This is a genomic window from Paraburkholderia sp. GAS41 (assembly GCF_050436545.1).
In the GTDB taxonomy this organism is placed as follows: Bacteria; Pseudomonadota; Gammaproteobacteria; order Burkholderiales; family Burkholderiaceae; genus Paraburkholderia.
Genome location: NZ_JBNDMK010000001.1, coordinates 286718 through 300823, shown reverse-complemented (window position 1 = coordinate 300823; position 14106 = coordinate 286718). Strand labels below are relative to the sequence as shown.

13 protein-coding genes and 1 pseudogene are annotated in these 14106 nt (G+C 62.3%); 9 read left to right on the top strand and 5 right to left on the bottom strand.

From position 1 onward, the window contains the following. Positions 1–83 precede the first annotated feature (83 nt). From P3T43_RS01365 to P3T43_RS01340, 6 genes are all read left to right on the top strand, one after another. Positions 84–956 (top strand): energy transducer TonB, encoded by an 873-nt coding sequence (locus tag P3T43_RS01365; RefSeq protein ID WP_429279221.1) that lies wholly within the window; start codon positions 84–86, stop codon positions 954–956. Between the two features lie 37 nt (positions 957–993). After that, positions 994–1809 (top strand): MotA/TolQ/ExbB proton channel family protein, encoded by an 816-nt coding sequence (locus P3T43_RS01360; RefSeq protein ID WP_429279220.1) that lies wholly within the window; start codon positions 994–996, stop codon positions 1807–1809. Next, positions 1800–2222, top strand: a complete 423-nt coding sequence (locus P3T43_RS01355) for an ExbD/TolR family protein (RefSeq protein ID WP_429279219.1) — start codon at positions 1800–1802, stop codon at positions 2220–2222. Before P3T43_RS01360 ends, P3T43_RS01355 begins: the two co-directional genes overlap by 10 nt. A 149-nt stretch (positions 2223–2371) precedes the next feature. Further along, positions 2372–3136 (top strand): HAD-IA family hydrolase, encoded by a 765-nt coding sequence (locus P3T43_RS01350; RefSeq protein WP_429279218.1) that lies wholly within the window; start codon positions 2372–2374, stop codon positions 3134–3136. A gap of 2 nt (positions 3137–3138) precedes the next feature. Beyond that, positions 3139–3864 (top strand): phosphoglycolate phosphatase, encoded by a 726-nt coding sequence (gene gph / locus P3T43_RS01345; protein WP_429279217.1) that lies wholly within the window; start codon positions 3139–3141, stop codon positions 3862–3864. 95 nt (positions 3865–3959) lie between these two features. Continuing rightward, entirely contained in the window at positions 3960–4439 is a 480-nt protein-coding gene (locus tag P3T43_RS01340) for a MarR family winged helix-turn-helix transcriptional regulator (RefSeq protein WP_429279216.1), read from the top strand. Positions 4440–4479: 40 nt separating this feature from the next. Here P3T43_RS01340 and P3T43_RS01335 read toward each other — a convergent pair whose 3' ends face one another. From P3T43_RS01335 to P3T43_RS01325, 3 genes are read right to left on the bottom strand one after another with little or no spacing between them, the layout of a single operon-like run. Beyond that, positions 4480–6024, bottom strand: a complete 1545-nt coding sequence (locus P3T43_RS01335) for a DHA2 family efflux MFS transporter permease subunit (protein ID WP_429279215.1) — start codon at positions 6022–6024, stop codon at positions 4480–4482. Next, positions 6021–7226: an efflux RND transporter periplasmic adaptor subunit gene (locus tag P3T43_RS01330; RefSeq protein WP_429279214.1), complete on the bottom strand. Its 1206-nt coding sequence runs from the start codon at positions 7224–7226 to the stop codon at positions 6021–6023. The genes P3T43_RS01335 and P3T43_RS01330 overlap by 4 nt, the downstream gene beginning before the upstream one ends. After that, positions 7223–8659, bottom strand: coding sequence for an efflux transporter outer membrane subunit (locus P3T43_RS01325; RefSeq protein WP_429279213.1), 1437 nt, complete (start codon positions 8657–8659; stop codon positions 7223–7225). The genes P3T43_RS01330 and P3T43_RS01325 overlap by 4 nt, the downstream gene beginning before the upstream one ends. Positions 8660–9280: 621 nt before the next feature. On the opposite strand from P3T43_RS01325, the gene P3T43_RS01320 reads away from it, so the two are divergent. The 3 genes and pseudogenes from P3T43_RS01320 to P3T43_RS01310 all read left to right on the top strand — a co-directional run bounded on the left by P3T43_RS01320 (position 9281) and on the right by P3T43_RS01310 (position 12213). After that, positions 9281–9904, top strand: coding sequence for an isochorismatase family cysteine hydrolase (locus tag P3T43_RS01320; protein ID WP_429279212.1), 624 nt, complete (start codon positions 9281–9283; stop codon positions 9902–9904). 268 nt (positions 9905–10172) lie between these two features. Then, positions 10173–10379, top strand: a pseudogene (locus tag P3T43_RS01315) (aldehyde dehydrogenase (NADP(+))); the annotation flags it as partial. 202 nt (positions 10380–10581) lie between these two features. Then, positions 10582–12213 (top strand): FAD-dependent oxidoreductase, encoded by a 1632-nt coding sequence (locus P3T43_RS01310; RefSeq protein ID WP_429279211.1) that lies wholly within the window; start codon positions 10582–10584, stop codon positions 12211–12213. Between the two features lie 505 nt (positions 12214–12718). On the opposite strand, the gene P3T43_RS01305 is transcribed toward P3T43_RS01310, so the two are convergent. Then, complete coding sequence (locus P3T43_RS01305; RefSeq protein ID WP_429279210.1) at positions 12719–12913, bottom strand: hypothetical protein; 195 nt, start codon at positions 12911–12913, stop codon at positions 12719–12721. Positions 12914–13261: 348 nt separating this feature from the next. After that, on the bottom strand, positions 13262–14005 hold the full coding sequence (gene phbB, locus P3T43_RS01300; protein ID WP_429279209.1) for an acetoacetyl-CoA reductase: 744 nt from the start codon (positions 14003–14005) through the stop codon (positions 13262–13264). Positions 14006–14106: the final 101 nt, after the last annotated feature.

Genomic DNA, 14106 nt, shown 5'->3' with positions numbered 1-14106 from the left:
CGGTTCTAAAACGCGCGCCACGGGCGGAAAATAACCGCGGAGGTGGCCAATGCGAGGCCTGGACCGTCATGCTGGAGCTTGCCATGGCGACGGCTGGAGATTCCACGATCGACGCAGCACGGCGCCGGCGGATCGTCGTGGTGCTGGGCGTCGTGATCGCCGCGCATGCGGGTTTGCTCGTGTGGGCATTAGCGACCCGCGACAGGACGCTGGAGCGGCCTGTCGAAGCGCGGACCATCGTCGCGCGGTTGTTGCAAAACGAGCCGCCAGTGGTTGTGCCAGCACCTGTGCCAGCCATCGCGCCGGTCGTGCCCGCGGTGAGCGCTGCGCCCGCCGCAGCGGCAACGCCGCAAACCTTGCCGCCACCGGTGCGGAGCAAACCGCAGTCTCAGCCCCGTTCCAGGCCGCCGCGCAGCGCTGTAGTGCCGGTGCCGGTGCCGGTGCCGGTGCCCGTGCCCGTGCCGGTGCCGGTGCCCGTGCCCGTGCCCGTGCCCGTGCCCGTGCCGGTGCCGGTGCCGGTGCCGGTGCCGGGTGTGCCGGCGCTAGCGTCGCCCAGAGACACTGCGCCCGTGCCTGAGCCTGCCGCTGCACCCAGTGCCGTAGCGCCAGCGCCCGCAGCGCCGGCGCGCCCTCCTGCCGTGAGCGCCACCGCGCACGCGCCGTCCGCAACGGGCGCCCCCAAAACCGTATCGCACGTCGACTGCGACATCCCCAGGCCGGACTATCCCGACATGTCGAAGCGCCGCAATGAAAGCGGCACCGCGATCGTCCGCTTCGTCGTCGGTCTGGGCGGCCAGATCGAAACCGCGCAACTGCAAAAGAGCAGCGGCTATGCCCGGCTCGACGAGGCCGCGCTTGCCGCCATTCACGCCGGAGTCTGTCAACCGTACCGGGAAAACGGCGAAGCGGTACGGGCCGCGTATTCGCAATCGTTCGTCTTCGGCTTGACCGAATAACCGGTCACCTCGTTGTACCGCGTCAAAGGAAACGACCATGCAACATTACGGCCTCGCGAACGTCTGGCAAAACGGCGATATCGTCACGCACTGCATTCTGAGTGTGCTACTGACCATGTCGGTCCTGTCGTGGACGGTGATCCTCTTCAAGCTATGGACCATCCTGCGTATCAGGCGCGTGACCCGCGAGGCCGAAGCCCAATTCTGGCGCGCGGACTGTCTCGAGGATGGCCTGGTGAGCCTCGGCGCGCACACCGCGGGCCCGGCACGCCGCGACAATCCGTTTCTGGCGCTCGCGCTCGCCGGCGCCGAAGCCGCAGCTCATCATCAGCAAACCCAGCCGCATCTGCACGACCGCATCGACGTCTCCGACTGGATCACGCGCCGCCTGCAGGACACGATGGACGACGCCATCGCCAGTATGCAAAGCGGCCTTGCGCTGCTGGCGTCGATCGGCAGCACGGCGCCGTTCGTGGGGCTGTTCGGGACCGTCTGGGGCATTTATCACGCGCTGATCCTGATCGGCGAGACCGGGCAGACCTCGATCGATCATGTTGCCGGACCCGTCGGCGAGTCGCTCATCATGACGGCCTTCGGGCTCTTTGTGGCGATACCAGCGGTGCTGGGATACAACGGCTTGACGCGCGCCAACAAGTCGACCGTGACCCGGCTCAAGCGTTTCGCGCATGCATTGCACGCATATTTCGTGACCGGGTCGCAATTGCCGTCGAGTACCGGCTCTGGCGCGCGCCTCGGGCCGCGCGGCGTCACCGGCATTCATGGCGGCCCCCATGGAAGCCCTAATGCCGAAGCCAATGACAGCACACACGATGGAGCGCTCAAATGGCAATGACCCCGTTCTCCGACGACGACGAAAGCGGCCTGATGAACGAAATCAACATGACGCCGCTCGTCGACGTCATGCTAGTTCTGCTAATCATCTTTCTCGTCACCATTCCGGCCATGCAGCATGCGGTGAAGATCGATCTGCCGCGAGCGAGCAGCCTGCCCGACCGCGTCGAACCCGCGCATCTGGACGTCGCCGTGCAGGCGGACGGTTCGATCCTGTGGGACGGCCACCCCATTGCCGATGACGTCTTGCGCGCGAGGATTGCCGAGGCCGCTCACGCGCAACCGCAACCCGAACTGCATTTACGGGCGGACCGAAAGGTGCCCTATGAGCGTGTCGCCGACGTGATGTCGGCGGCGCAGGCCGGCGGTCTGACGAAGATCGGCTTCGTGACCGACCCTCTGGCCAACCGTTAGCGTGTCTCGTCTGCGTTGCCGAACCCGTGCGGTGCGTACGCATCGCAACACACCAAAGGACCTCTTATCGGAGTCCAAAGAATTTCTGAATTCAAACCGGTCACCCGCTCCGCTATCGTGGCTGCATGCCTCCTGGAGACGACTCGACCATGCAAGCCTTGATTTTCGATGTCGACGGCACGCTCGCCGATACCGAGAACGTCCATCTGCAGGCCTTCAACGCCGCCTTCGCCGAAGCCGGCCTCGACTGGTTCTGGGACGAGGCGCTCTACACGCGGCTTCTCAAGATAGCGGGCGGTAAGGAGCGTCTGCTGTATTACTGGCATATCGCCGATCCGGAAGAAGCAGACGGTAAGCGCGTAAGCGAAATGATCGACACTGTACACGCAATCAAGACCCGTCACTATGCTGCGCATCTGCGCGGCAGTGGCCTGCCCCTGCGGCCAGGTATTGCACGTCTGCTCGCGCAAGCCGAGGCCGCCGCCCTTCCCGTGGCGATTGCCACGACCACCACGCCCGCGAACCTCGACGCGTTGTTGCATGCGCCGCTCGGAGCCGCCTGGCGTAGCCACTTTGCCGCCATTGGCGATGCCAGCACCAGCCGCCTGAAGAAACCGTCGCCCGACGTGTATCTCGACGTGCTGCGACAACTCGGGCTGCAAGGCCGGGACTGCATTGCCTTCGAAGACTCGGCGAATGGACTGCGCGCCGCCCGCGCAGCCGGTGTTCCGACGCTCGTGACGCCGACCGCGTATACCTCGCAAGATGATTTCGACGGGGCGTTGGCCGTCCTGCCACATCTGGGCGAGCCAGATGTGCCGTTGCCTGGCACTGCGATGCATGAACCGGTGGGCTGGGTCGATCTGGCCACCTTGCAGCGGTGGCATCGCCACGCTGTGACCGGGGTGGCGTAAGCATGCAGCGGCATTCCCCCGTGACGCGCAGTCGTCCCCGTGCCGTGCTGGTCGATCTGGACGGCACGATGGTCGACACCGCACCGGACATCGTCGAAGCGGTCGGCCGGACCTTCGACGAGTTCGGCACGGCGCGGCTACCGTTCGCGACCGTCTGCGGCTTTATCGGCAAGGGCGTCCCCAACCTCGTTCGACGCTCGCTGGAAGCGTCCGGGCTGGATCGACGCATCGACGCTGACCATGCGCAGAACGTGTTCCATCGTCACTATGCACAGACCAATGGGCGCCTCGGCTGCGTCTTCCCCGATGTGAGCGCCGGTCTTGGCGAGCTGCAGCGGCTCGGATATCGGCTCGCCTGCGTTACCAACAAACCGCACGAACTGGCCGCGCGGCTCCTGTTCACCACCGGGCTCGCCCGCTACCTCGATGTGCTGGTGGCCGGCGACTCCATCGCCAGCATGAAGCCCGCTCCCGAGCCGCTGTGGCACGCGTGCCAGTTGCTCGACGTGGCGCATGAAAACAGCGTATTGGTCGGTGACTCGCCAGTCGACGTGGCTGCCGCACGGGCAGCCGGTCTGCCGGTATTCATCGTGAGCTATGGCTATGCCGGGCCGGATGGACCTGCGGCGCTCGAATGCAATGGACTGATCGATTCGCTTGCCGCCATGCCCGCGATTCTTGCCGCAAGAAGCGCACGTCTTCACTCACGCCCTAGCCGCAACGCCTGACGCCGCAAAGTCCGCCATCTCATCGTCTGAAGACAATTTATGCGGGATTCCTTCTGTTAAAGTATCTTCAATAGCAGGCAATCTGGAATCCCGATATGGCAATACTGACAACTGAAGATCTGACCGGCGAACACTCCCCCAGCCGGCTTTTGCGCCGCATTCACAGATTGCTGGTCACGCGCGTCGACTCGCTTTTCGATGACGACCAGTTGACGGTGGTCCAGTGGACCGCTTTAAAGCTCATCCGCGACGGCACCGGCACGACCGCCGGAGAACTGGCCCGCTCGATGGGCATCGCGACGGGCGCCACGACCCGGCTGATCGATAGTCTCGAGCAGATCGGTTACGTCAAGCGTGACCTGAGTTCGCCTGACCGGCGCGTGGTCCGTCTCGTGATCACGAAATCCGGCGAGGCCAAGCATGCTGAACGCGTGCCCATCATGGTCGACAGCTGGAACGAGATTCTGGCCGACTTCAAAAAGCAGGAGGCAGAGCAGTTGATCCGTCTTTTGACCAAGCTCCATGACTCCATGGAACGGGTGGTCGAGACAGGCAGGCGCGAAGACAGCGATTGAACCGTGCGTCCATCAGCGCGCGCACGGTTCGTTCTCTTGATCAATCCGCGGCCGCGATATGCTTCGCCGGCGCAGGCTTGCGGGTGAACCAGACCACCAGCACCATCGCCATCGCCAGCCAGCCGGAGGCGTAGAAAATATCCAGCGACGACAGCATGTAAGCCTGATTGACAGTCTGTCGCATGACGGCGCCCGCGGCCTGCAAAGGATTCAGGCCCTGCGCCTGCAACTGTTCGGTGGCCTGACGATAGATCGGCGAGAAGCTGCTGCTCGATTCGACCAGTCTGCTCTGATGCAACGCCTCGCGCCGGTCCCAGAACGTCGTGATGAGCGATGCAGCAAAGCCCCCTGATGTAATGCGGGCAAAGTTGGAAATCCCGGTCGCCGACGGCACGCGCTCAGGCGGTATACCGTCGAGCAGGATATTCAGAAGCGGCACAAAGAACATGCTCAAGGCGAAGCCTTGCAGAAACAGAGGCGCGGCGAGCGTCCAGAAACTGGCATCCGGCGTGTAGCGGGAACGCAGGAAAAAGCCCACCGCGTACGCGACGAAGGAGCCGGTTGCCATCCAGCGCGGATCCACCTTCAGCCGCCCGACCGGCGTGGTCATCAACACCGCCACCAGGCCGCTCGGCGCCGCAACGCACCCGGCCCACGTCGCGGTGTAGCCCATCTGCTGTTGCAGCCACAGTGGCAGCAGGACGTTGTTGGAAAACATCAATGCGTAGCCGAGGCAAGTCGCAAGGACACCGAAACAGAAATTACGCCGCCTGAACAACGTCAGGTCCACGGCAGGTTTGCTTTCAGTGAGTTCCCAGATCACCCAGGCCACAAAACCAAAGAAAGCACAGATGGCGAGGACGACAATTAGTGTGCTGTTGAACCAGTCACGGTCCTTGCCCAGATCGAAGAGCGTCTGCAGACTGAACACCCAGAATGCGAGCAACCCTAACCCCACTTTGTCGATGGGCAGCTTGCGCGTCGGCGTCTCGCGCTTCGCCAGGAATTTCCATGTCACGAGACCGGACAGCAAGCCCACCGGCACGTTGATCAGAAAGATCCATCCCCAGTGAAAATTGTCGGAGATGTAGCCGCCTACCACCGGACCGAGAACCGGCGCGGACATGGCCGTCATCGACCAGATGCCAAGCGCCGTGGAGCGTTTGTTTGGCGGAAAAATCGCAATCAGCAACGCCTGGCTGCCTGGCACCATCGGGCCCGATACGGCTCCCTGCAAGATGCGGAACACGATCAGCGACGGCAGACTCCAGGCGATTCCGCACAGGAACGATGCAACCGTGAACGCGAGTACCGCTGCGGTAAACGTCCGCACCACGCCGAAGCGCCCCATCAGCCAGCCGGTCAGCGGCACCGTGACGCCATTGGCGACAGCGAACGAAGTGATCACCCAGGTACCGCTATCGGTGCTCACGCCGAGATTCCCGGCGATCGTCGCCAACGACACATTCGCGATGGTCGAGTCGAGAACCTGCATGAAACTGCCGAGCGCAAGCGCGACGGCCGTCAGGCTCAGGACGATGCCCGCTAGCGGTGCAAGGCCGCCGGTACGCGCGCCCGCACTCATGGGTTACGCCCCGCGTTCTCAGCGATGATCTTGCGGATGCGATCCTCCAGTTGCGGGCCGCCGTCGAGACTCGCCACTTCGCCACCGGCCGGCGGCGCACTGTTCGCCACAAACGGGCCCGAGCGATCTGCGGTTTCGACCTCGACGTCCACCGAAACACCGACTCTCAGCGGCGTCTTTTCCAGCTCGGCGGGATCCAGTGCAATTCTCACCGGCACCCGTTGAACGATCTTGATCCAGTTTCCCGTTGCATTCTGCGGCGGCAACAGAGAGAACGCATTGCCGCTGCCGGCGCCGAGACCTGCCACATGACCATGGAACACGACCTTTCCGCCATATACATCGGACGTGATCGTGGCAGGCTGCCCTACCCGAAGATCGGCGAGCTGGGTTTCACGAAAATTTGCGTCGACCCAGACGCTGTCGAGCGGCACCACCGCCATCAAGGGCGTCCCCGCCGCGACCTTTTGACCGAGCTGCACGGTTCGTTGCGCAACCACGCCGGACAACGGCGCCACGATCTGCATATAGCTCGCGTCAATCGCGGCGCGCCGGACTTCCGCGATCGCGCCCAGCACCTGCGGGTTGGTTTCGATCGTCGTCCCGGCTATCGTGCTGGTGGCCTGTGCCTGACGCGCCCGCGCCAGATCCAGCGCGGCGCGGCTCGTCGTCACCGCGTCGGCCGCATGGCTCAGGTCTTCACCCGATATCGCGCCTGCCGCCGCAGCGGCCTTGCGGCGGGTGTAATCGTTTTGCGCCTTGGACAGGTCTGCCGCGGCCTGGGCGATTTCCGCGCCCGATGCGTCGACCTGGGCGGCATTGACGCGCACCGCACGCACCTCCCGTCCAAGTGCCGCCTCGGCTGCATCGAGCTGCACGTTGGCGATCGCCGGGTCGAGCTCGATCAAGGGCTGTCCGCGCAGCACGCGCTGGGTGTTATCGGCGTGGAGCGCGAGGACCGTACCGGCTTCGCGCGCGGTGACGGCCACGATATTGCCGCCCACGTAGGCATCGTCGGTCTCCTCGGACGGCGGCGCCAGCCAGCGCGTGACGAGATAGGCCAGCGCTGCGAGGACCGCAAAGAGTCCCAGCGCCATGAAGAGGCGCCGGCGGGTCTGCGGCGCGGTGCGCTCACCGGGGTGTTTGAGCTCGGGTACGAGGTTCGGTCCGGCCGTGCCGACCGTCAGCGTTTTTTCAGTCACAGTGATTTGCCCGACGAAGAACTCGTCGCAGTCGTAGGGTTAGAGATGAATCCGCCGCCCAGCGCGGCGATCAGTTGTACGCGCCGGGTCAAGCCTTCCGCCTGCAGATTGACCCGCTCCTGCTCGGCTTCGAGCAGGCGAAAACCACTGTCGATGGCGTCCAGTTTCGAGCCGAGCCCCGTCGACGTGCGCACGGCATCCAGCCGCACGGTGTCGCGCAGCCCCGCCACGATGCGCTCCTGCTGGGCCAGGTCGGAATCGTTCGAGCGGACACGGGTCAAGGCATCGGCCGATTCGTGGATGGCCCGATAAACCGCGTCGTTGTAGTTCGCCACGGCGAGGTCGAGATCCGCGCTGACATGACGATATTGCGCGCGCAGCCGGCCTCCCTCGAAAATCGGCACGTGAATGGCGACACCACCGCCATAGGTGCCGGCTCCCGCACTCAGGAAGTTGCCGAAACCGATTGACGCCAGTCCTGCGAGTGCCCGCAGATCGACATTCGGCAAGAAATCGGTCCGCGCCACCTTCTCGCCGGATACCGCCGCATCGATGCGCGCCTGGCCGGCCAACAGATCCGGTCTGCGGCCCAGCAGATCGGCGGGCAAGGTATCAGGAACCTGCGGGCTTTGATCCAGCACGAGGGTCGGCGCGCTGATCGTGGGATAGAAATCGGCGCCCCGCCCGACTAATGCGGCGAGCGCGTGAATCGACAGATCGCGCTGCTCGGTCGCGCGCAGTTCCGCCTGCTGCGCCTCCGCGAGCAACGTTTCGGCTGTGCGCTCGTCGAATTCGCTCGCCAACGCATATCTGGCCTTGCTGCGCGTCAATGCCAGGGCTTCCTCGCGGGTGTGCACGAACCCATGGGTCACCTGAATCAGTTGCTGCGCTTTCGCCAGCCCGATATAGGTTTGCGCGATGCTCGTAGAAATGATCAGGCGTGCTTCGGTTTCATCCAGACCCACCGCTTCGGCATCTGAACGGGCCATCGCCACGATCGCCCGCTGCCGGCCGAACAGATCGAGATCCCAGTCGAGGCTGGACTGAAGCGTCGGCGTCCATTGCGTGGTGCCCGCGTAGGGTGGCGGGATCAGGTACCTGCCGCTAAAGCGCTGATCGAAGACCTGTCCGTCCGCCGATATCTGGGGCAGTTCCCCAGCCCGCTGAACGTCGACGGCTGCATCAGCCGCACGCACCCTCGCCAGCGCGGCCTCAAGGTTAGGATTGCTCTTCATCCCTTCGTCGATCAGTCGACCGAGTTGAGGATCGCCAAACGACTCCCACCAACGCGCATCGATCGCCGCGCCCTGCGTGGCCAGACCGAGTTGACTCGCGCGGGACTGCACAACGTGCGGAGGGGTTTCAGGAACCGCCACGCATGCGCCTAGCAACAGCGAAGCCAGCGCCGCAACCGCCGTGGTCCGCGACATCATGCGTCCCTCGATACGACGATGCCATAGCGCGCCAATGACAGTTCCATCGGACCTGGCAAATTGATCAGCAAACACATCATTCCGTGTACTTCCTCCGCCTCGCAACCGGTTAGCAGTTCATGTTCGAGCAATGAGTGGATTCGCGGAGGAGCCTCCTGCAGCGCGGTGCGGTTGCAGCGTCGTTATAAAAGACGATGCAACCCGGGACCCCCGCGAATCCCGACAAATGCGGCAGTCATTCTGCCATTTATCTCCATACGAAGATACTAAATTTGTAGCAAACCATCAATATTTTTCTCCATTTGAAGATATTTTTACGTGGATATCGGTTGCTGACCACTACATCACTGAAGATTGCTCCCTTCCTCATTGCCAGATAAACGACACCCCATCTGGAACTGTGCCGAAGAGCGCAACGATGCGCCGGCTCTTCATAACGGTCAACGCTCCCGGAAAGCGTCGAAATCTCTACATCAGGCTTTCCGATATGAATATCATAGTTATATTCTTCGCTTACCCGCTGCGATGCGTGAGACCTTGCAAATTGTCCGACAAGAACGATCCGGCACCGACTGCGCAGCGTGGTCATGCCCGTCCCTGTTTTCCGACTGGAGTACTGAAATGCCCAACCCTGTATATGACACCGAGCGCACTGCACTGCTGCTGGTCGATCCGTACAACGACTTTCTTTCCGACGGCGGCAAGCTATTTCCCATGCTCCGCGACGTCGCCGCAGACGTCCGGCTGCTCGACAATCTGTGCGCTACGGTCGACACCGCGCGCAAAGCCGACATTCAGGTCTTCTACGTACCGCATCGCCGCTGGCAACCGGGTGATTACGACAACTGGGATCACCCCAATCCCACTCAACGCCTCGTACAGCAACGTCACACTTTCGCAAAGGGGACATGGGGAGGTGAATGGCATCCGGACTTCGTGCCGCAGGAAGGCGACATCGTCGTTCACGAGCACTGGGGCCAAAGCGGGTTCGCCAACACCGATCTCGACTTCCAGCTGAAACAGCAACGCATCACGCACGTGATCGTCGTCGGCCTGCTGGCGAATACCTGTATCGAATCCACCAGCCGCTTCGCCATGGAACTGGGCTATCACGTGACGCTCGTGCGAGACGCTACGGCCGCGTTCACCCGGGAAATGATGCGCGCCGCCCACGATCTGAACGGCCCGACTTTCGCCAATGAAATCCTGACGACGGCCGAACTGGTGGCCGCACTTGCTGCGTGAATTAAAAGGATAACGAATGAAACTGCATGGGAATTTGCTGATTGGCGCACAGGAGCTATCCGCGACCGCCGGCACCATGAAGGCGCTCAATCCTGCGACGAATCTCGAGATCGAGCCGCCGTTTGCGCCAACCGCGCGCGCATGGATCATCGGATGCAGAAAGTCGCACTCGGTCCGATCGCGATCTCCGGTGCCAGCAATTTTCCGATTTCGTATTCGGTCGCGGGCGGCGATACCGCATCCGCGCTGGCAGCGGGCTGCCCCGTAAGAGGTGTCCTATGCATCGATTCACGGCGGTCCGTTTCCCGCGACGTCCGACAGCCGCTTCACTTTGGTCGGCATGAGCGCGATCGAGCGTTTCTTGCGCCCGGTGTGCTACCAGGGCTTCCCGGACGATCTGCTGCCGGAAGCGTTGCAACATGACAATCCGCGCGGCCTCTGGCGTCTCATCGATGGTGAGTTTTCCAAAGCCTGATTGGGTGATGGGACAGGTTGCCGGCAAACAACCCGCGCCATCAGCAATTGATAGCGTTTTATTAGCGCATTCTTCGGCTGCGACCTACCATTGCAAAGTGATCTGGCTGACCCAGCACCGTTGCTGATGGAGGAGAACATGACCGAAGCCGACAACCACGCCATTGCCGAAGCGGTCTTTGCCTAGCGCAGCCGAGACCGTCATGGCTTACGCTCCCATCCTCACCGAATCCCAGCTCGAACGCGTGCGCGTCTTCACGAAACCGCGACAGGTAGCGGCAGGCGTTGTGCTTTACAACCCCAACGACGACACGCCGCCAGTCTATGTGGTGATCGAGGGCAAGATCAGGATCGTCTCGCTGGCTGGCGGCGTCGAAGATACGGTGACGACGTATGACCCGGGCCAGTTTTCCGGCGAATTGCTGATGATTGCAGGCAGGCGTTCCATTTACCGGTGTCAGGCCGTCGAAGCGTCGCACCTGCTGGAGTTGAGCGCGCAAAATCTGCGAACGCTGATCAGCAAGGACGCGGAGTTGAGCGAAATCTTCATGAGGACGTTCCTTGCCCGGCGGCTGTCCATGGTGAGCCACGGCCGTACCAACGTACTCATGCTCGGCTCGCGTTATTCAGCGCAGACGCTTGCGCTACGAGAGTTTCTGACGCGCGACGGACACCCGTTCGCCTACGTGGATCTCGATACCGATCGTAGTGCAGAAGAACTCCTCGAGCGTTTCGGCGTATGCAGCGACGACGTCCCTATCGTCATTTGCAACGGAGACCAGATACTCAAGAGCCCATCGATACGGGAACTGGCACAAGCGCTCGGCTTCAACTCGAATATCGACGAATCGCAGGTGCGCGACATCGTCGTGGTGGGCGCGGGTCCCGCCGGACTGGCCGCGGCAGTGTATGCGGCATCCGAAGGCCTCGACGTGCTGGTCATCGAACGCGCCGCACCGGGCGGACAAGCAGGCTCCAGTTCACGCATCGAAAACTACCTCGGCTTCCCCACTGGCCTCTCAGGTCAGGAACTCGCGAACAGCGCGATCGCGCAGTCGGAAAAGTTTGGCGCAAAGATCATGGTGGCGCGTTCGGTCGCGGGACTCAACTGCGACGACCGTCCTTACCGGATTGCGCTCGACGACGGCCAACAGATCGCGGCCCGTTCAGTCGTACTGGCGACAGGCGCCGCCTATAGCCAGCCGGCTCTCCCCAACATCGAGCGTTTTACCGGCCGCGGCATCTATTACAACGCCACGTTCATGGAAGGACAACTGTGCAGCGGCGAGCCGGTGATCGTGATCGGCGGCGGAAACTCCGCCGGACAGGCAGCCGTGTTTCTCGCGCAGAATACGAAGGGCGTACGGATGCTGGTGCGATCCGCGGGGCTCGCGGCCACGATGTCGCGCTACCTGGTGCGGCGCATCGAAGAAAACCCGCTTATTCAGGTTCATTTCAACAGCGAGCTCGTGAGCTTGAGCGGCGACGACCATCTTGAAGAGGTCTCGTGGCGCAACAAGACCACGGACGAGGTGACAACGCAACCCGTGCGGCATGTCTTCGTCATGACGGGAGCGTCACCGAAGACCGACTGGCTGGCCGGTTGCCTGTCGCTCGATGCGCGCGGCTTCATATTGACAGGACCGGATCTCGACGACGTTTCGCCGCCCCGGCCCTGGCCACTTGCGCGGCGACCCTACATGCTCGAAACCAGCCTGCCGGGCGTATTCGCCGTCGGCGATGCGCGGGCCGGAAACGTCAAACGGGTTGCAGCGGCGGTTGGGGAGGGTTCGATCGTCGTCCACATGGTGCATCAGGTGCTGGCCGATAGGTGAACTGGCGGAAGATGAATGCCTGCCAGTTCGGCCACTGACGTGTCTAGGATGACTTGTCGCCTCGAACCGGACATGGGAGAGACGCAAGCAGACTCGCAAGCCTCGCTCGCTGCTGCGGACTCAGCCCTCGCGTCGCACTCACCTGCTGAACACGTGCGCGCCAATAGGTACGACTAAACAATGCATCGGCGCCGTCGGCTGACAGGACCCGTTCGAGATGAGAAATCGCATCCTCGGCCGTTCGGGGCGTGTAAGGACTCTCCACGTCTCCGGGCGCTTTTTTGATTACTGTTTTCATCCATTTTTCTCGTGTGCTGCGGTTAGCGACCAGGTTCGGTCCGTGCGTGCGGCATAAGTTGGTCCAAGCCCCGTCAATCGACAAATGCGGGCGTCCTCGCTGATCAGCGACCATGCGGACCGCGGAACCGTGATGCGTCCTGGGTCGACGCTACGACGCTTCAACGCCTCGACGCAACCCATCGCACGCGCACGGTGCCGGGTATGTTTAGCAAAGCTCCGCGGCGGCCACCCATGTCATCGTTTCGAACTGCTTGAGAATGGCGTTCAACGATCCGGAGAACGTTTCAGCAAACCGGATCGTGATGTCCTCAAAACCACGCTCGCGGTCTGTCACAATCTGGACCCGCTCGACGTCACGGGCGACCGGCATCAGCACCTGCCAGACCGCGGCGACCCGCATGCAGCCGCTCATGGTTCGCACCGTGACCTGAAGGCCTGTGGCCTTTAATAGCCCGGCAATTTCTGGTGTCATCCTCCAGCCCCTTTTTGATGTGTTTGTCTGGTGAATCGCACGCACGACGCAATCACATGCGCCGACGCGTTACATACCACCATTCATGATGATTCAGGTGGCGTAGCAGTCTTGCCCGTCTCCGCTCACGGCGATAGTGGCCCATCATCATGAGCATCGCGATACTGAGGGCAGAACCTCCGATGATCAGGGCAATCCATGTCTCACTCATGACACATTCCTCTACTGGAAGCACAGGGTCGTTGCGTCAATGGTTCACGCCGTGCGCGCGTCGCGTCACTGCATGTGCTGGCCACCGTTGATCGCAATATTGGAGCCCGTTACGAAACCGGCATCGTCCGAGCACAGATAAAGCACCAGCGCCGCCACTTCCTCGGGCTTGCCAAGACGGCCCATCGGGATGTGTGGCAAGACCTTCGTATCGAGGATCTCCTGAGGAATTGCCGTGACCATCTTCGTCGCCAGGTAGCCCGGCGAAATGGTGTTGACGGTGACTCCTTTGCGGGCCACTTCCAGCGCCAGCGACTTGCTGAAGCCGTCCATGCCGGCCTTGGCCGCGGCGTAATTGGTCTGGCCGACCGAACCATTCGAACCGTTCACGGACGAAATGTTGACGATGCGCCCCCAGCCGCGTGCGGCCATGTCTTCACACAAGGGCTTGGTCATGTTGCATACCGAATCCAGATTCGTGCGAGGAACCGCGTCCCAATTGACCTTGTCCATCTTCCTGAGCGTCATGTCCTGCGTGATTCCGGCGTTGTTCACCAGAATATCGACAGGGCCGACTTCAACCTGAATCCTCGCGACACAGTGCTGGCATGAGTCGTAGTCGGCTACGTCGACCGGGTAGGCGCGAAACTTCCGGCCTTGTGTTTCCATGCTCGCCAGCCATTCGGCTGATGCGGTGTTGTTCGGCGAGTGCGAGACCACAACCGTGTAGCCCGCATCGTGCAGTTTCGTACTGATCGCCTCTCCGAGGCCGCCCATCCCGCCCGTCACTACAGCGATTCGTTTCGTCATCCTTTCCATCCGTGATCGTAATATCTGCGAGGATCATGAATACCCAATGACCGCCTCGCACAACCCGCCATTGCTTTGCCACGATGCATGGCCGCCTCCAG

Excerpts from the sequence above, each read along its gene's own strand:
- P3T43_RS01365 (WP_429279221.1), top strand. The coding sequence starts at position 84 with ATGGCGACGGCTGGAGATTCCACGATCGACGCAGCACGGCGCCGGCGG.
- P3T43_RS01355 (WP_429279219.1), top strand. The coding sequence starts at position 1,800 with ATGGCAATGACCCCGTTCTCCGACGACGACGAAAGCGGCCTGATGAAC.
- phbB (WP_429279209.1), bottom strand. The coding sequence starts at position 14,005 with ATGACGAAACGAATCGCTGTAGTGACGGGCGGGATGGGCGGCCTCGGA.
- P3T43_RS01325 (WP_429279213.1), bottom strand. The coding sequence starts at position 8,659 with ATGATGTCGCGGACCACGGCGGTTGCGGCGCTGGCTTCGCTGTTGCTA.
- P3T43_RS01340 (WP_429279216.1), top strand. The coding sequence starts at position 3,960 with ATGGCAATACTGACAACTGAAGATCTGACCGGCGAACACTCCCCCAGC.
- P3T43_RS01335 (WP_429279215.1), bottom strand. The coding sequence starts at position 6,024 with ATGAGTGCGGGCGCGCGTACCGGCGGCCTTGCACCGCTAGCGGGCATC.
- P3T43_RS01305 (WP_429279210.1), bottom strand. The coding sequence starts at position 12,913 with ATGCGGGTCGCCGCGGTCTGGCAGGTGCTGATGCCGGTCGCCCGTGAC.
- P3T43_RS01360 (WP_429279220.1), top strand. The coding sequence starts at position 994 with ATGCAACATTACGGCCTCGCGAACGTCTGGCAAAACGGCGATATCGTC.
- P3T43_RS01350 (WP_429279218.1), top strand. The coding sequence starts at position 2,372 with ATGCAAGCCTTGATTTTCGATGTCGACGGCACGCTCGCCGATACCGAG.
- P3T43_RS01310 (WP_429279211.1), top strand. The coding sequence starts at position 10,582 with ATGGCTTACGCTCCCATCCTCACCGAATCCCAGCTCGAACGCGTGCGC.
- P3T43_RS01320 (WP_429279212.1), top strand. The coding sequence starts at position 9,281 with ATGCCCAACCCTGTATATGACACCGAGCGCACTGCACTGCTGCTGGTC.
- gph (WP_429279217.1), top strand. The coding sequence starts at position 3,139 with ATGCAGCGGCATTCCCCCGTGACGCGCAGTCGTCCCCGTGCCGTGCTG.